We start from the raw sequence: 15920 nt of genomic DNA on the forward strand, positions 1-15920 counted from the left end.
CGCCGCGTCCACTCGCAGGCGCAACGGCCCGGTCCCCGTGCTGCTCGCGGGACCGGGCCGGCTCATCGACGTGGATGTCGTCTAACGCCGCTGGCGCAGGACCTCGGCCTCTTTATCGGAGGCCAGCCCCACCACCGGACGATCGGGGCGCTGCGGTGCCTGGCCGCCGATGGACTGGAGCCACTCCCAGGTGTCGGTGACCGTTTGCTGGACGGGCCTGCAGCGCAGCCCCGCGGCGAGAGCCTTGCTGACGTTGGAGCGATGAATGGTGTCGTGGGCCTCGCCGGGCGGAAGCCAGATCGGAAGGCCCGTCCACGGCTGGATGCCCGCTTCAAGGATCGTCTCTGGGGCCGTCCAGACGAGTTCGGCGTCCGACCCCGTTGCCTGGATGCAGGCTTGGAGCAACTCGTCCATCGTCGTGTGGGCCGGCGGACTGACCAGGTTGTAGGGCCCGTTCAGCCCTTGCTCAGCGGCGTTCATCGTCCAGACGGCCAGGTCACGGACATCGATGTACTGGATACCGGCGTCGTGCGGGCCCGGAGCCAGGACGTCGCCGCCCCGGTCGATGCGCGCGAGCCACCAGGGCAGGCGTCCGATGTTCTCGTACGGCCCCAGGATGAGACCGGCCCGCACGAGCAGCGCCCTGTCTCCGAACACATCGAGCGCTGCCAGCTCACCACCGCGCTTGGCCGCCGCGTAGTCGACATCGCCGTCGTCTGGCGAGCCGTCCACCACATCGGCCCCTTCCCCGGCGCCGAGCGGTGTGGGAAACCGGTACACCGAACGGCTGGAGATGTAGACGTATCGTCCGGCCCGTCCTTCGAGGAGCCGCGCGGCATCGCGCACAGCGGACGGTGCACCCGACCAGGTATCGACGACCGCGTCCCACTCCCCGTCGTCGAGAGCCTTGAGACCCCCCGCTTCGGTGCGGTCGCCGTGCAGCGACTCCACACCTTCCGGCGGCTCGTGGCGCCCCCTGTGAAAAACGGTCACGTCCAACCCGCGCGCAAGCGCCTCCTCGGTGATGGCCCGCCCGACGAACTCCGTCCCGCCCAGCATCAGCATCCTCATGCGGAGAACTCTGCCTTCTGTACGTTCTGTACGGAACGCCTTAACGCTCACAGCAGAACCCGCCAGGCCCCCGCGTGGTGTCCGGCCCCGCAGGAGCCGCCGCCCCCGACCGCCGCTACCTCACCCGCCGCCTGAACGAACTCCGCCGCGCGCCCTGACGCCGCGTTGGGCGGAAGTGACGCGGCACGGGCGCATCCGGTTGTGGCTGTGCCGGAATGGCCGGGAGCGGGCGGGCCGATTCTGCCGGGCGGGGCGGCATATCGGGGCTGACCGGTTCGCATACTGAATGGTATTTATACCCCAGTCGGGGGAAGTCGCGAGGATTTAACTGTTTGGTGTTGAGATCCGCAAAGTTGTGGCTATGGTCGAGTTCCTGCAACTCTCATTCGGTGGGGGAATGAGTGCGGATTGACGACTGCCTTGCGCGGATGATGACGATCCCGGGGGCTCAGCGGGTGACACTGGTCGACTGTGCGAGCGGGCTCGCCGTGGCGGCGGCGGGCCGGGAGGACCTCGTCGACCAGCACGAGGACGCGGCCGGCGCGACGGACGTGGTGCGCGCGGTGCTGGCGTCGCCGGCGCTCAGCGCCACCGCCGCGGGCGACGACGTGGAGGAGATCATCGTTTGCGGCACGGACGGATATCACCTATTGGCCCTCTCCGGAGCCGATCTCGACGGGCATCTCTTCGTCCATTTACTGCTCGACCGGGAGAACGGCAACCTCGCGCTCGCGCGGCTGCGCATGCAGAGCCTCGTCCGCGAAATGGCGGACGGCTGATATGGACATTTACGGTCTTCTCGGCGTGCTGGAGCGGGAAAGGTGCACCGGTGTGCTGCGCGTGGGCGGCGATGGCGCGTTCCACCTGGAACGCGGGGCCGTCGTCCATGCGGAGAGCCGGCATGCGTCCGCCGGCCCCGGGTCCGATCCCGAGCTGGGGGCGCTGCTCGCGGTGTTCGACGCCGCCTACTTCGTGCTCGGGTCCGCGGTCGAGCCGGTGTTCACCGAGGGGCCGGTGAGCGGGCGCCTGCGGATCACCGTGGCGACGCTCGTGCAGGAGCAGCGCCGGCGCCGCGCCCGCCTGGACGCCGCCTGGCCGGACGGGGGCGTCGACGTGGCGCCCGTCGTGCCGGTCCGGCGGGTGCGGCGGCAGCGCGTCATCCTGACCGGCGTCCAGGCGGAGATCCTGCTCAACGCCGACGGGCGGCGCACGCCCGCGCGGCTGGCCCGCGACCTCGGGCGGACGGCGTTCGGCTGCCTGCTCGCCGTGCGCGGGCTCGCCGCGGCGTCGCTGGTGCGGACGGAGCCGCCGGAACGCTCCGCCGCCCCGGCGGGGCCGGTGGGCGAGCCGCCCGCCGAATGGGCGCCGCCCGACCGTGCGCTGCTCGACCGGCTGCGGACGGCGCTGGTGGAGCTCGGCTGACCCGGACGACCGGTGAAACGTCTGATCGGAGGGCTGACGAAGGTGGCGAAACGAGCGGGGACGGCGACGCGGGTCCCCGAGGCCAAGGTGGCGGCGGAGCTGCGGACGCTGCGGGCGCGCGTCCCGCAGCTCACCGGCAGCCTGGTCGCGTCGGTGGACGGGCTGCTCCTCGCGCAGGACCTGCCCGCGTCCGTCGAACCGACCGGGATGGCGGCGGTGACGGCGACGGGCCTGTCGCTGGCGCACCGGATCGCGCAGACCGCGCACGGCGGCGCGTTCCACGAGGTGGTGATACGCGGGGTGGACGGCTACGTGGTCATCTACGCGGCCGGGCCGACCGCGTCCCTCACCGTCCTCGCGGAACCGACCGTCAACGTGGGGCGGCTCCACCTGGAGTCGCGCCCCATCGCACGCGCCGTCGCGTCGCATCTCACCGGCGCGCGCCGTACGTAACGACAAACAGAAGGGGAGCACGCATGTCCAACCTCGACCTCTCGCTCAAGGAAATGATGTCCATCGACGGGACGCTCGGCGCCGCCGTCGTCGACTACAACAGCGGCATGGCGCTCGGGCACCTGGGCAGCTCGAAGGCCCTCGACCTGCAGGTCGCCGCGGCCGGGAACACCGAGGTGGTGCGGGCCAAGCTCCGCACCATGGAGCAGCTCGGGCTCAAGGAGGAGATCGAGGACATCCTCATCAGCATCTCCAGCCAGTACCACGTCATCCGCCCGGTGACCGGCCGCAAGGGCAAGGGCCTCTTCCTCTACCTGGCCCTCGACCGGAACCGCTCCAACCTGGCCCTGGCCCGGCACCGCCTCCGCGACATCGAGGAGAACCTGGAGGTGTGACAGCGGGCGGCCCGTCCACCGGCCACAACGGTGGACGGGCCTGCCCGCCGGCATCGGGGCCGTCAGCTGTTCAGCAGGCGCAGCATCTGCTGGATCTCCGCCGTCCGCGACGTGACGACGCGGCCGGCGAACGCCTTCGCGTCCGGGTTGACGCCCTTGCTCTGCTCCGTCCGCGCCATCTCCACCGCGCTGCCCTGGTGGCCGATGAACAGGTTGAGGAAGGCGGGCTCGAAGCCGGCGCCCTTCGTCTTCCGCAGTGCGTTGATCTCCTTGGCCCCGGTGGCGGGCGCGGCGCCGTGGTGCAGGTGCGTCTGCGCCGCCGCCTCGGACGTCGCCGGTTTCGACCACGCGCCGAGCCAGGACTCCATGAGCTTCAGCTCTTCGGACTCCGTCGCGTCGACGGCGGAGGCCAGCGTCCGCACCTGCTTGCGGTCGGCCCGGCCGGTGGCGAGGCGCACCAGCTGCAGCCCCTGCTCGTGATGGGAGACCATCATCTGCAGGAAGACCACGTCCTGGTCGTTGAAGCCGGAGGACGGTGCGCTGGACGCGGCGCTCGCCGTCTTGCCCTTCGCCGGCCCGGTGCTGCACGCCGCCGTCAGCGGCAGGGCCGCGGCGAGGACGGCCAGCAGGATCGCGCCGCGCCGGCCGGTCACAGCGGCAGCCACAGGGCCAGCGTGAACTGCGACGGCTCCCAGCCCTGGAGCGCGGTGTGCCCCTGGCGGCAGCGGAACCGGGCGCCGTCGAAGGTCACCACGTCGCCCGTCTTGTACGCCACGCCCGCCTTCCACGCGTCCGCGGACGCGGGCTCGTCGGTCGGCGCCGGGGGGCGGCTGCTGGTCGGCGGCGCCGGTGCCGTCGGCTGCGTCGTCGGGGCGGGGGCCTGGGTCGGCTTGCCGGTGGGCGCCGGCTGCGAGCCGCCACCGCCGCCGATGTTGAGGTCGATGCAGCTGTAGAACGCGTTCGGCGTGTCCCCGATGTTCCACACCGCGAGGACGGTGTGGCGGCCCGGGAACTTGCTGAGGTCGATGTTGTGGGTCACGACCGCGTCCGGCTGCCGGTTGCCGCCGTCGACCGTGGCGGCCTTCGTGCCGTCGACGAAGTACTCCCAGTTGGACGTCCGGTGCCGCGCGGTGAACACCCACCGGAACGGGACGCTGGTGCCGACGGACTCGGCCGGCCAGTCGCGGCTCTCGTCCGCCAGGACGGAGAACTGGCTGAGGCCGCCGTCGCAGCTCTTCAGCCCCTTCGGGCCCTCGACGCTCTGCGGTTCGAACTGGATGGGGCCGCAGTCGGGGACGGCGCCCGTCGCGCAGAGCGCCTGCCGGCTCGGGGGTGCGGAGACGTAGCCGTGCGCCGACGCGGGGACGGCGACGAGCACCGGCGCCGCGACGGCCGCCACGGCGGCGAGGGGGTAGGCGACGGACCTGCGCATGAAGTGATCTCCCAACGGTCGTCCCGCGGCCACCGGATTTCGGTGTGCCGCAATGCCGTGGGACGCTACTGGGGGTATCCATAAAGAAACTTTAATAATCCTCGAAGGGACCGTGAAGGCGTCCCGCGGCGGCCGCACCGGGCCGCACGCTGGGAGAACACGGCGGGCCGGCGCATCGCGCCGACCCGTCCGGTCCCCGGTTACTTGGTGAGGGTGAGGCCGCTCTTCGGCTCGACCGTCAGCCGGTCGGCGGCGTCGTCGAGATCGACGACGACCTCGTCGCCGTCGCGGACCTCACCGGAGAGCAGCTCGCGGGCGAGCTGGTCGCCGATCGCCGTCTGCACGAGCCGGCGCAGCGGCCGCGCCCCGTACAGCGGGTCGTAGCCGGTCAGCGCCAGCCACTCCCGCGCCGCGGGCGTGACGTTCAGCGTCAGCTGCCGGTCGGCGAGGCGCTCGGCCAGCTTGTCGACCTGCAGGTCCACGATCCGGGTCAGCTCCGTCGTGGACAGCGCGTCGAACAGGATCACGTCGTCGAGACGGTTCAGGAACTCCGGCTTGAACGAGTTCCGGACGGCGTTCCACACCGCTTCCCGCTTCGCCCCGTTCTCCAGCGTCGGGTCGACGAGGAACTGCGACCCGATGTTGGACGTCAGGATCAGGATCGTGTTGCGGAAGTCGACCGTGCGTCCCTGCCCGTCCGTGAGCCGGCCGTCGTCCAGCACCTGGAGCAGGATGTCGAAGACCTCGGGGTGCGCCTTCTCCACCTCGTCCAGCAGGACCGCCGAGTACGGGCGGCGCCGGACGGCCTCCGTGAGCTGCCCGCCCTCCTCGTAGCCGATGTACCCGGGCGGCGCGCCGACCAGCCGGGCGACGCTGTGCTTCTCGGAGTACTCGCTCATGTCGATGCGGGTCATCGCCCGCTCGTCGTCGAACAGGAACTCCGCGAGCGCCTTCGCCAGCTCGGTCTTGCCGACGCCGGTCGGGCCGAGGAACAGGAACGAGCCGGTCGGGCGGTCCGGGTCGGAGATGCCCGCGCGCGCCCGGCGCACCGCGTCCGACACCGTGCGGACGGCGGCCTCCTGCCCGATGAGGCGCCTGCCCAGCTCGTCCTCCATGCGGAGCAGCTTGGCCGTCTCGCCTTCGAGCAGCCGGCCGGCGGGGATGCCCGTCCAGGACGCGACCACGTCGGCGACGTCGTCCGGGCCGACCTCCTCCTTGACCATCGCGTCGCGGTTCTCGGCCGCCTCCGACGCCTCCTCCAGCTGCTTCTCCAACGCCGGGATCTCGCCGTAGGTGAGCCGCGCGGACGTCTCCAGGTCGCCGTCGCGCTGGGCGCGCTCCGCCTCGCCGCGCAGCTGGTCGATCGTCTCCTTGATCTCGCCGACCCGGTTCAGGCTCGCCTTCTCCTTGTCCCAGCGGGCGACGAGGCCGGTGAGCTGCTCCTGCTTGTCGGCGAGGTCCTTGCGCAGCCGGTCGAGCCGCTGCCGGGACGCCTCGTCGGTCTCCTTCGCGAGGTTCAGCTCCTCCATCTTCAGCCGGTCCACCGAGCGCTGCAGCTCGTCGATCTCCACCGGACGGGAGTCGATCTCCATCCGCAGCCGGGACGCGGCCTCGTCCACCAGGTCGATCGCCTTGTCCGGCAGGTACCGGGAGGTGATGTAGCGGTCCGACAGCGTCGCCGCCGCGACCAGCGCCGAGTCGTTGATCTGCACCTTGTGGTGCGCCTCGTAGCGGCCCTTCAGCCCGCGCAGGATCGCGATCGAGTCCTCCACGGTCGGCTCGCCGACGAAGATCTGCTGGAAGCGGCGCTCCAGCGCCGGGTCCTTCTCGATGCGCTCGCGGTACTCGTCCAGCGTCGTCGCGCCGATCATGCGCAGCTCGCCGCGCGCCAGCATCGGCTTCAGCATGTTGCCGGCGTCCATCGCGCCCTCGGCCGCGCCCGCCCCGACGACGGTGTGCAGCTCGTCGATGAACGTGACGATCTGCCCCTCGGACTCCTTGATCTCGTTCAGGACGGCCTTCAGCCGCTCCTCGAACTCGCCGCGGTACTTCGCGCCAGCGACCATCGCGCCCAGGTCGAGCGAGACGAGCTTCTTGCCGCGCAGCGACTCGGGCACGTCGCCCGCGATGATGCGCTGCGCCAGGCCCTCCACCACGGCGGTCTTCCCGACGCCGGGCTCACCGATCAGCACCGGGTTGTTCTTCGTGCGGCGCGACAGCACCTGCACGACCCGGCGGATCTCCGCGTCGCGGCCGATGACCGGGTCGAGCCGCCCGTCGCGGGCCGCCGACGTCAGGTCGACGCCGTACTTCTCCAGCGACTGGTAGGTGCCCTCGGGGTTCTCACTGGTGACGCGGGCGTGGCCGCGCACCTTCTCGAACGCGTCCAGCAGCGCCTGCGGCGTCGCGCCGAACTCCTTCAGCAGGCCCGCCGCCGGGCCGCCGTCCGCGGCCAGGCCGACCAGCAGGTGCTCGGTCGAGACGTACTCGTCCTCCAGCTGCTGCGCCCGGTTCGCGGCCGTGTTGATCGACCGCTGGAGCTGGCCCGCGAGGCGCGGGGACGACACCGTCGACCCCTGCGCCTTCGGCTTCGCGGCGAGCTGCTCCTCGGCCCGCCGCCGGATCGCCTGCCAGTCGGCGCCGACCGCCTCCAGCAGCGGCACCGCCGTCCCGTCCGGCAGCGCGATCAGCGCCACCAGCAGATGCTGCGGCTCGACCTCGGGGTGCCCCTCGGCCGCCGCCCTGCGGACCGCGACCGACACCGCCTCCTGGCTCTTCTGCGTCAGCTTGTAGTCCATGTCCCGTCCCCGTGAGAAGTGCCGTGCTCAATCGGTGTTCCGCTCGTGCCAGACGACGACGCTGGTGTGCCGGATCGGCACCAGGTCGGCGCCGGGGGTGCCGGCCGGATCGCCGTGCCGCCGGTGCTGCGCCAGCCGCGCCGCGACCGCGCGGGTCGACTCCAGTTCGTTCGCGAGCTCCTCCAGCGCCGCGTGCGCCTTCGCGAGCTCCTCGCGGAGCCGCACGTTGTCGCGCTGCAGCTCCAGGATGTGCTTGATGCCGGAGAGGTTGATGCCCTCCTCCTGGGAGAGCCGCTGGATCTCCCGGAGCATCACGATGTCGCGCATCGAGTAGCGGCGCCCCCGGCCCGCCGTCCGCCCCGGCGACACCAGGCCCATCCGGTCGTACGTCCGCAGCGTCTGCGGATGCAGCCCGGACAGCTGCGCCGCCACCGAGATCACATAGACCGGAGTGTCATCGCCGAAGGGATCCATGACCTCACTCCTGCCTGGCCTGCTGGATGATGTCGGCGCGCAGGTCCTCGCCGCCGCCCGCCGCGCGGAGCTTCGCCAGGGCCTCGCGGGACTGCTCGTCCAGCTTCTGCGGGACATGGACGTCCACGGTGACCAGCAGGTCGCCCTTCGTCCCGTCGCGCCGGGGGGCGCCGCGGCCCTTCACGCGGAACTTGCGGCCGTTGGGCGTGCCCTCCGGCAGCTTCAGCGTGACGGGCTGCCCCTGGAACGTCGGCACCCGGATCTCGGCGCCGAGCGCCGCCTCGGGGAACGTCACCGGGACGGTCATCGTGAGGTTGTCGCCGCTGCGGCCGAACACCGGGTGCGGAAGGACCTTGATGTTCACGTACAGGTCGCCGGACGGGCCGCCGTTCTCGCCCGGGGCGCCCTTGGCCTTCAGCCTGATCTTCTGCCCGTCCGCGACGCCCGCCGGGATGCGGGCCTGGATCGTCCGGGTGCCGGTCGCGCGGCCGCTGCCGTGGCACACCTCGCACGGGTCGTCCACGACGAGGCCCCGGCCGCGGCACTCCTTGCACGGCTCCTGGAAGCCGAAGTTGCCGAGGTTGCGGGTCTCGTGCCCGGTGCCCTCGCAGTTCGGGCACACCCGCGGCACGGTGCCGGCCTTCGCGCCCGTCCCCCGGCACGCGTTGCACGCCGCCTCGCTGGTCAGCTTGATCGGGACGGTCACGCCGTTCATGGCGCGGCCGAACGACAGCGTCACCTCGGTCTCGACGTCCGCGCCGCGCCGCGCGCGCCGCGTCGTCCCCGTGGTGCGGGTACCGCCGCCGCCCCGGCCGAACAGGCCGCCGAACAGGTCGCCGATGCGCTCCCCGGCGCCCGTCTGCGTCCCGGTGCCGCCCTGGCCGAACAGGTCGCCGAGGTCGAAGCCGAACCCGCCGCCCTGCTGGCCGCGGAACCCGCCCGGCATCGACCGGACGGTGTCGTACTCCTTGCGGCGCTTCTCGTCGGACAGCACGTCGTAGGCCTCGGAGACCTCCTTGAAGCGCTCCTCGGCGTCGGCGTCCCCCTTGTTGGCGTCCGGGTGGTACTTGCGCGCCAGCTTCCGGTAGGACTTCTTGATCTCCTCCTGCGAGGCCGTCTTCGCGACACCGAGGACCTTGTAGTAGTCCTTCTCCAGGTAGTCCTTGGTGCTCACGGCGCCCCGCCTTCTGCTATCGCCACTTGCCACATGTCTTCAAGGCCCCCGATCGGGGCCCGCCCCCCGCGGGGACGGACCCCGCGGGATCATTCGCCGTCGTCGCCCGGCTCGTCGGCGGGCTTGTCCGCGCCCGCCTCCGGGTCGGGGTCGGCCACCGCGACGCGCGCGGCCCGCAGGACGCGCTCGCCGATCCGGTAGCCGGGCTGCAGGACGTCCACGACACTCGTCTCGGTCACGTCCGCCGAGAGGGAGTGCATGAGCGCCTCGTGCACGGTCGGGTCGAAGGGCTCGCCCTTCTCCCCGTACCGCTCCAGGCCGAGCTTGCCGGTGACCGCCTCCAGGCTCTCCGCGACGGACTTGAACCCGCCGGTGAGCTCGTCGTGGTCACGGGCGCGGCCGATGTCGTCCAGGATCGGGAGCAGCTCGGACAGGACCTGCCCGAGGGCCTGCTCGCGGACCGCGACCCGGTCGCGCTCGACCCGCTTGCGATAGTTGTCGTATTCGGCCTTCAGCCGCTGGAGGTCGGCGAGACGCTCCGAGAGCTGAGTCTTCAGCGAGGAGGTCTCCTCGTCGCTGACCTTGCCGGCGCTGGTGTCCCCGTCGGCCGGGGCCTCCGGGGCAGGCGAACCCTCCGCCTGCGCCCGGACTTCCCCCGTTTCGGGATCGATGCGCCGCTTGTCGCGGATCACCGGGCCCTCCTTCTCCTCGCCCTCATCAGGGGAGGACGTCACGATGCACCGTCCTTCGGCTTGTCCTCGTCCACGATCTCCGCGTCGACGACCTCGTCGTCCTGCGGCCCCTGCGCGTCGGCGGTCGGACCGTGGTCCTCGGCGCCGGGCTGGCCGCCCTCGGGCTGCTGCGCGTACATTGCCGCGCCCATCTTCTGGCTGACCTGGGCGAGCTTCTCGGCGGAGCCCTTGATCGCGTCGATGTCGGTGCCCTCCAGGGCCTTCTTCACCTCGGCGACCGCGTCGTTCACCTCGGTCTTCAGCTCCGCGGGGACCTTCTCGTCGTTCTCCCGCAGGAACTTCTCGGTCGAGTACGCGAGGGTGTCGGCCTGGTTGCGGACGTCGGCCTCCTCCTTGCGCTTGCGGTCCTCCTCGGCGTACTGCTCGGCGTCGCGCATCATCTTGTCGATGTCGTCCTTCGGCAGCGCGCTGCCGCCGGTGATGACCATCGACTGCTCGCGGCCGGTGCCCTGGTCCTTCGCGCTGACGTTCACGATGCCGTTCGCGTCAATGTCGAAGGTGACCTCGATCTGCGGGACGCCGCGCGGCGCCGGCGGCAGGCCGGTGAGCTGGAAGGTGCCGAGCTTCTTGTTGTACGCGGCGATCTCGCGCTCGCCCTGGTAGACCTGGATCTCCACGGACGGCTGGTTGTCGTCGGCGGTGGTGAACGTCTCCGACCGCTTGGTCGGGATCGTGGTGTTCCGCTCGATGATCTTGGTGAAGATGCCGCCCTTGGTCTCGATGCCGAGGCTCAGCGGGGTCACGTCCAGCAGCAGGACGTCCTTGACCTCGCCCTTGAGCACGCCGGCCTGCAGGCTGGCGCCGATCGCGACGACCTCGTCCGGGTTGACGCCCTTGTTCGGCTCCTTGCCGCCGGTCAGCTCCTTGACCAGCTCGGACACCGCGGGCATCCGGGTCGAGCCGCCGACCAGGACGACCTGGTCGATCTTGTCGACGGTGATGTTCGCGTCCTTCAGCACCGACTGGAACGGCGCCTTGGTCCGGTCGAGCAGGTCGGACGTCATCCGCTGGAACTCGCCCCGGGTCAGCTTCTCGTCCAGGTGCAGCGGGCCTTCGCTGGACGCGGTGATGTAGGGCAGGTTGATCTGCGTCTCGGACGAGCCGGACAGCTCGATCTTCGCCTTCTCAGCGGCCTCGCGGAGCCGCTGCAGGGCCATCTTGTCCTTGCCGAGGTCGACGCCGTTGGCGTTCTTGAACTTCTCCACCAGCCAGTCGACGACCTTGTTGTCCCAGTCGTCGCCGCCCAGGTGGTTGTCGCCGCTGGTGGCCTTGACCTCGACCACCCCGTCGCCGACCTCCAGCAGGGAGACGTCGAACGTACCGCCACCGAGGTCGAAGACCAGGATGGTGGCCTCGTTCTCCTTCTCCAGGTGGTAGGCCAGCGCCGCCGAGGTCGGCTCGTTGATGATCCGCAGGACGTTCAGGCCCGCGATCTGGCCGGCCTCCTTGGTGGCCTGCCGCTGGTGGTCGGAGAAGTAGGCGGGGACCGTGATGACCGCGTCGGTGATGGTCTCGCCCAGGTAGGACTCCGCGTCCCGCTTCAGCTTCTGCAGCACGAACGCGCTGATCTGCTGCGGGTTGAAGTCCTTGTCGTCGATCTTGGTCTTCCAGTCGGTGCCCATCTCGCGCTTGACCGACCGGATGGTGCGGTCCACGTTGGTGACCGCCTGGCGCTTGGCGACCTCGCCGACGAGAACCTCACCGTTCTTGGCGAAGGCGACGACGGACGGCGTGGTCCGCGACCCCTCCGCGTTCGCGATGACGGTGGGCTCGCCGCCCTCCAGAATCGCGACGACCGAGTTGGTCGTCCCGAGGTCGATGCCGACCGCACGTGCCATGTTCTCGTCCTCCGTCGTTCTGCCGGTGTTATCGCAGCCCCGGTCGCCCCCAGGGCGCGGCCGGTTCGTCTTCTCTGTCCGCAAGGTTGCCCGGAGACCGGCCCCTTGTCAAATGACTTGAGTCGGCCTCGCTCAACTTTGCTGACGACCTCTACAACAGGACGATTGAGCAACCTATTCCGGTTCCCGACGCCGGCTCGCGGGGGAGAAGTTCGCCCTGCCGAAGGAGGCCTCGTCCTCCGCGGGAAGGACCGCGGGCAGCGTCACCCCCATCCCGGACGCTCCCCGCACCTCCTCGTCCACATGACCCCGCCGTCATCGCGCCGCGCCCTGCCGATGACTCCGAGGTCGATGTACTCGCTCTGGCCGTACATGGACACGGTGACGAGCCGGATCGCACCGCACACCCCCGTGGCCGCCCCACCAAGAGCGAGATCGACGTAGCCGATCGCGGCGGTCATGTCGTCGGTCACCCCGCCCTGACCGTCCTCGATGTCCCAGGCGTACATCTGCGGCGGCTCGTACGCCGCCCTCACCGCCAGCCCCCGAGCAGGACGCGCCGCCGCCGCTTCGGCCGCACGTGAGACGGCCGCGACGGCGGCGCGGCCGTCCGGGGCCGCCTCCTGAGGGGCGGGGTCGCCCGCTGGACGCCGAGGGCCTCGCGAACCTTGTCGGCGAGCAGCCGAGGAGTGGCCGCATCGAGACGGCCAAGGGCAGGCCCACCGTGGCCGATGTCGGACGCATCCTGGACGTCTACGGCACCGACTACGCGACACGGGCGGCCCTGCTCCAGCTCACTCGCGACATCCGGAACCGGGGCTGGTGGGCGGCATTCGACGATGTGCTGGCCGGCAGTTATGCCGAACTGGAAGACGCGGCGGGCAGCATCCGTACGTGGCAGACGGAAGTTATCCCCGGTCTGCTCCAGACCCCTGACTACGCTCGCGCTCTAATCAGCAGTGAATTCCCAAACGATCGGGAAGAGATCGATCGGCGGTTGCAGGCTCGAATGGCGAGGCGCGCCCGGTTTGCGCGTACTGACGCGCCTGACCTCGACGTACTCCTGGCAGAGGAGATCCTCCGCCGCCCGGTCGGTGGACTGGCTGTGATGAAGGGCCAGCTCTCGGCGCTCCTGGAAGCGGCGAAACAGTCGTCGGTGACTGTCCGTGTTGTGCCGATGATGCTTGAATACCGGCCCGGGCTCGGCGAGGGCTCAGTCGTCATCTTCGAGTTCTCGGCGCCGCTGGAACTCGATACTGCTCACGTGGAGACCATGGGAGGAAGCATGTACATCGAGGACGTCGCGCAAGTGCGGCGCTGTTGCTCAATGCTTGACCGCATCGCCAGCATAGCGTTGTCTCAAGAGGAGTCCGTGGCGCTCATCGCCACCATCCGGGAGGAGTTTTAACGCATGTCGATGCTTAGGTTCCCGGCCGAAGCTCAGTGGCGGATCAGCAGCCACTCCGGCGCTGGTAACGATTCGTGTGTAGAGGTGGCGCTGAACATTCCTGGTGTTGTGGGTGTGCGTGACTCGGTGGATCGGAACGGGCCGGTGCTGGTGTTCGCGCCCCACGCGTGGCGCGGGTTGACTTCCCGAATCAAAAATGGCGAGCTGTAACCCTCCAGCTCACGTCATGCGGCGGCCGGTGCGAAACCGGTCGCCGCGCTCGTTCCGGCAGCTGATCAGGGTTGCGTGGTGTGCCACCAGGGGCGGGACACCAGGGCGGCCAGTGCGGCGCCGGTGGCGTTGAGGAGGACGTCGTCCACAGAGGACACACGGTCCAGATGCAGGACGTACTGTCCGGCCTCGACCAGGGCTGAGCAGCCCGCCCCGAGCGCCAGGATCCGGGGTACGGACGCCAGCGCCGCGAAGCGCAGCGGGGTGAAGAACCCGAGCGCCGCGAACACCAGCAGGTTGCCCACGATCTGGCCCGTGTCCATCGTGGACAAGTCCCGCAGCGGCACCAGGCTCATCGCTGCGCCGGCTTCGTCGCCGGGCAGCAGGATCATCCAGACCCACGGCACCGTCCCGTAGACGATGCCGACCTCGGCCAGCGACATCCGCCACGCCGACGGGACGCCGGCGGCGCTCCGGCGGCGGGCCAGAACCCACACCGCCAGTGCGGCCAGCGGCAGCGCGGCCACCGTGATGAGCGCCACGCCGTTGAACGTGCCGACCAAGATGTGCCATTCCGGCTTGTGCAACGGCATGGTCAACATCCTCACCATCATGCCGACCGGGCCGAACGCGGCGATCGCCGCGGCGAGGATCGCGAGGCTGGCGAGCACGATTACGCGCGTACGACGGGCTGGAGTTGAAGGCGAAGCGCTCTGGTCCATGCCTGTATTGAAATCGGAAGCCCCTATCGCGGGCGTATGCGTTTTCACCGGATACCTACAGCGTGGAGACCCCGTCCTTGAGGGCGGGGAGGAAACGCGGCACTTTGGCCTCCTGGTTTTGTCGGTCGGGGTTTTGTCGGTGGCGGTCGGTAGGTTGCGGGGCGTGTCGCGGTATCGGCTGTGTCCGACCCCTGCCCCCGGTTCGTGTGGAATCTGGCGGTGGAGCAGCACGCGTGGTGGACGCCGCGGCGCGGCCCGGCGCCGGGGTATGGCGCGCAGGCCCGCCAGCTCACCGAGGCCCGTGCCGCCAACCCGTGGCTGGCGGCCGGGTCGGTGACGGTGCAGCAGCAGGCGCTCCGGGACTTCGCGCAGGCGATGGCGAACTTCTTCGCCGGGACGCACCGGCGCCCGACCTGGCGTAAGGCCGGGGTGCACGAGGGTTTCCGGATCGTCGGGGTGCGGGGGCAGGCGTGGGAGGTGCGGCGGTTGTCGCGCCGCACGGGTGAGGTGCGGGTGCCGAAGGTGGGGTGGGTGCGGTTGCGCTGGTCGCGTCCCGTCCCGGCCGGGGTGAGGTCGTTCCGGGTGACGCGGGACCGCGCCGGACGCTGGCATGTCGCGTTCGCCGCGATCCCGGCCCCGGTTCCCGCGCCGGGCAATAGTGCGGCGGTCGGTGTCGACCGGGGTGTGGTGGTGTCGGCCGCGCTGTCGACCGGCGAGACCTCCGCCGTGCCGGGCCTGACGCGGGGGGAGGCGGGCCACCCGCCGCGACCGATCCCTGCGCGACCCCGAACGGCAGGGGGCGTCCGGCAGTCAGGGGCGGCGGACGGCCTTCCAGACCCACCGTCCGCGGCCTCGCCACAGGGTGGTGGTGCCGTCCGGCTCGACCTTCGCCCGTGCCCCGTAGCACGGCAGGTCGCCCTCACGGAGCCCAGCGTTCGCGGATGGCGTCCAAGGCCTCCCAGAGGCGCCGGGTGCCGCCCTGGGTGACCGTCGGTGGTTCGCCGTCGCGGAGATCGATCTTGCGGTCACCTCGCCGTTGGGCGACGTGGTCGCTGTCGGCGCCAGGTCGCCGCTGACCGGTGCCAGGTGGTGCCTGGCCAGCGAGATTGCCGAGTGGCCGTAACCATCTGCTCGCAGGGCTGCGGTGTGTTATCTTGTGAGTGCGGACCCGCCCCACACTCGTGGATCAGCGGGTCTAGCTTCTTTCTGAGCCAGGAGTGCTCTGGGCGGGACAGTACGCGTCAGCACAGGATCGGGCCGCCGTTGATGTCGGCGGCCTTGAGGTAGGTGTCGAACCAGTCCCACGTGTACCTCTTGCCGGGGTGGCGTAGCAGCGACTGGTAGGAAGTCCAGGCCACCAGGTCGGCCATATGGACCAGCTGGGAGCGGCCCGAGCACTGGAACAGCGGATCTTCGATGATGCTGCGGTGGGCGAGTTTCATACTGCGGTGCGCGGCGTAGTAGCCGTTGGCGGTTCCGTCGCCGTCCATGAAGACCATCCCCAGCTCGCCGGCCGTTCCGAGCCGGGTGTCGAGCCGGTCCACTAGGCGGCGGTAGAGGGCGTCGCGTTCCCGGGCGTAGGCGGGGCCGGTGGCCGTGGTGGTCCGGTACACGGTACCGACGTTCAGGCCCGGCGTGGAGCCGATGGCTTCCAGCGCCAGCCGCACCACTTGCCGCCGGTCCTTCTTGGAGGCGTTCACCTTCGGGTCTGTCGACGGCTCGCCGCGGCCGCCGACCAGCTTGGTGGCGTGCAGCTCTGCAGCCGGCGGGA

Annotated in this window: 18 protein-coding genes; 7 read left to right on the forward strand and 11 right to left on the reverse strand. The window is 70.6% G+C overall.

The window, feature by feature from the left end:
- Positions 1 to 81: 81 nt before the first annotated feature.
- Complete coding sequence (locus tag AL2_RS34015; protein ID WP_067641074.1) at positions 82 to 1071, reverse strand: NAD-dependent epimerase/dehydratase family protein; 990 nt, start codon at positions 1069 to 1071, stop codon at positions 82 to 84.
- 428 nt (positions 1072 to 1499) lie between these two features.
- Here AL2_RS34015 and AL2_RS34020 point away from each other — a divergent pair, with 428 nt between their 5' ends.
- The 4 genes from AL2_RS34020 to AL2_RS34035 are packed head-to-tail and all read left to right on the forward strand — an operon-like array spanning position 1500 to position 3341.
- Positions 1500 to 1850: a hypothetical protein gene (locus tag AL2_RS34020; protein ID WP_067641131.1), complete on the forward strand. Its 351-nt coding sequence runs from the start codon at positions 1500 to 1502 to the stop codon at positions 1848 to 1850.
- Between the two features lies 1 nt (position 1851).
- Complete coding sequence (locus AL2_RS34025; protein ID WP_067641076.1) at positions 1852 to 2493, forward strand: DUF4388 domain-containing protein; 642 nt, start codon at positions 1852 to 1854, stop codon at positions 2491 to 2493.
- 12 nt (positions 2494 to 2505) lie between these two features.
- Positions 2506 to 2946, forward strand: coding sequence for a roadblock/LC7 domain-containing protein (locus AL2_RS34030; RefSeq protein WP_245667112.1), 441 nt, complete (start codon positions 2506 to 2508; stop codon positions 2944 to 2946).
- Between the two features lie 23 nt (positions 2947 to 2969).
- A complete protein-coding gene (locus AL2_RS34035) occupies positions 2970 to 3341 on the forward strand; it encodes a hypothetical protein (protein WP_067641078.1) in 372 nt (123 codons plus the stop codon).
- 62 nt (positions 3342 to 3403) lie between these two features.
- Here the strand turns inward: AL2_RS34035 and AL2_RS34040 are convergent, their stop codons facing one another.
- The 8 genes from AL2_RS34040 to AL2_RS34075 form a co-directional block, all read right to left on the reverse strand.
- Positions 3404 to 4006, reverse strand: coding sequence for a DUF305 domain-containing protein (locus AL2_RS34040; RefSeq protein WP_157438536.1), 603 nt, complete (start codon positions 4004 to 4006; stop codon positions 3404 to 3406).
- Positions 3991 to 4773, reverse strand: a complete 783-nt coding sequence (locus AL2_RS34045; RefSeq protein ID WP_067641080.1) for a lytic polysaccharide monooxygenase — start codon at positions 4771 to 4773, stop codon at positions 3991 to 3993. The genes AL2_RS34040 and AL2_RS34045 overlap by 16 nt, the downstream gene beginning before the upstream one ends.
- A 200-nt stretch (positions 4774 to 4973) precedes the next feature.
- On the reverse strand, positions 4974 to 7571 hold the full coding sequence (clpB, locus tag AL2_RS34050; protein WP_067641082.1) for an ATP-dependent chaperone ClpB: 2598 nt from the start codon (positions 7569 to 7571) through the stop codon (positions 4974 to 4976).
- A 27-nt stretch (positions 7572 to 7598) separates the two neighbouring features.
- Entirely contained in the window at positions 7599 to 8045 is a 447-nt protein-coding gene (locus AL2_RS34055) for a heat shock protein transcriptional repressor HspR (protein WP_067641084.1), read from the reverse strand.
- Positions 8046 to 8049: 4 nt separating this feature from the next.
- The gene (gene dnaJ, locus AL2_RS34060) at positions 8050 to 9219 is read right to left on the reverse strand and encodes a molecular chaperone DnaJ (protein WP_067641086.1); all 1170 of its coding nucleotides are present in this window, start codon (positions 9217 to 9219) and stop codon (positions 8050 to 8052) included.
- 89 nt (positions 9220 to 9308) lie between these two features.
- A complete protein-coding gene (gene grpE, locus AL2_RS34065) occupies positions 9309 to 9953 on the reverse strand; it encodes a nucleotide exchange factor GrpE (protein WP_376741338.1) in 645 nt (214 codons plus the stop codon).
- Positions 9950 to 11809 carry a molecular chaperone DnaK gene (gene dnaK, locus AL2_RS34070; protein WP_067641089.1) on the reverse strand — a complete coding sequence of 620 codons (1860 nt, stop codon included), beginning with the start codon at positions 11807 to 11809 and terminating at the stop codon, positions 9950 to 9952. Before dnaK ends, grpE begins: the two co-directional genes overlap by 4 nt.
- 263 nt (positions 11810 to 12072) lie before the next feature.
- Positions 12073 to 12345: a hypothetical protein gene (locus tag AL2_RS34075; protein ID WP_067641091.1), complete on the reverse strand. Its 273-nt coding sequence runs from the start codon at positions 12343 to 12345 to the stop codon at positions 12073 to 12075.
- A gap of 188 nt (positions 12346 to 12533) precedes the next feature.
- Here AL2_RS34075 and AL2_RS34080 point away from each other — a divergent pair, with 188 nt between their 5' ends.
- Together AL2_RS34080 and AL2_RS36950 are read left to right on the forward strand one after the other, a co-directional pair.
- Complete coding sequence (locus AL2_RS34080; RefSeq protein WP_067641092.1) at positions 12534 to 13217, forward strand: DUF5753 domain-containing protein; 684 nt, start codon at positions 12534 to 12536, stop codon at positions 13215 to 13217.
- A 9-nt stretch (positions 13218 to 13226) separates the two neighbouring features.
- On the forward strand, positions 13227 to 13427 hold the full coding sequence (locus tag AL2_RS36950) for a DUF397 domain-containing protein (RefSeq protein WP_157438541.1): 201 nt from the start codon (positions 13227 to 13229) through the stop codon (positions 13425 to 13427).
- 65 nt (positions 13428 to 13492) lie between these two features.
- On the opposite strand, the gene AL2_RS34085 is transcribed toward AL2_RS36950, so the two are convergent.
- Positions 13493 to 14098 carry a VanZ family protein gene (locus AL2_RS34085; RefSeq protein WP_210748392.1) on the reverse strand — a complete coding sequence of 202 codons (606 nt, stop codon included), beginning with the start codon at positions 14096 to 14098 and terminating at the stop codon, positions 13493 to 13495.
- 270 nt (positions 14099 to 14368) lie between these two features.
- Here AL2_RS34085 and AL2_RS34090 point away from each other — a divergent pair, with 270 nt between their 5' ends.
- Positions 14369 to 15136 (forward strand): hypothetical protein, encoded by a 768-nt coding sequence (locus AL2_RS34090; RefSeq protein ID WP_210748393.1) that lies wholly within the window; start codon positions 14369 to 14371, stop codon positions 15134 to 15136.
- 254 nt (positions 15137 to 15390) lie between these two features.
- Here the strand turns inward: AL2_RS34090 and AL2_RS34095 are convergent, their stop codons facing one another.
- Positions 15391 to 15849, reverse strand: a complete 459-nt coding sequence (locus AL2_RS34095; RefSeq protein WP_157438537.1) for a hypothetical protein — start codon at positions 15847 to 15849, stop codon at positions 15391 to 15393.
- Positions 15850 to 15920 lie beyond the last annotated feature (71 nt).

The organism is Actinomadura latina NBRC 106108 (assembly GCF_001552195.1).
GTDB lineage: Bacteria > Actinomycetota > Actinomycetes > Streptosporangiales > Streptosporangiaceae > Spirillospora > Spirillospora latina.

Coding starts and splice junctions, on each gene's coding strand:
- AL2_RS34015 (WP_067641074.1), bottom strand. CDS start 1,071: ATGAGGATGCTGATGCTGGGCGGGACGGAGTTCGTCGGGCGGGCCATC.
- AL2_RS34020 (WP_067641131.1), top strand. CDS start 1,500: ATGATGACGATCCCGGGGGCTCAGCGGGTGACACTGGTCGACTGTGCG.
- AL2_RS34025 (WP_067641076.1), top strand. CDS start 1,852: ATGGACATTTACGGTCTTCTCGGCGTGCTGGAGCGGGAAAGGTGCACC.
- AL2_RS34035 (WP_067641078.1), top strand. CDS start 2,970: ATGTCCAACCTCGACCTCTCGCTCAAGGAAATGATGTCCATCGACGGG.
- AL2_RS34045 (WP_067641080.1), bottom strand. CDS start 4,773: ATGCGCAGGTCCGTCGCCTACCCCCTCGCCGCCGTGGCGGCCGTCGCG.
- clpB (WP_067641082.1), bottom strand. CDS start 7,571: ATGGACTACAAGCTGACGCAGAAGAGCCAGGAGGCGGTGTCGGTCGCG.
- AL2_RS34055 (WP_067641084.1), bottom strand. CDS start 8,045: ATGGATCCCTTCGGCGATGACACTCCGGTCTATGTGATCTCGGTGGCG.
- dnaK (WP_067641089.1), bottom strand. CDS start 11,809: ATGGCACGTGCGGTCGGCATCGACCTCGGGACGACCAACTCGGTCGTC.
- AL2_RS36950 (WP_157438541.1), top strand. CDS start 13,227: ATGCTTAGGTTCCCGGCCGAAGCTCAGTGGCGGATCAGCAGCCACTCC.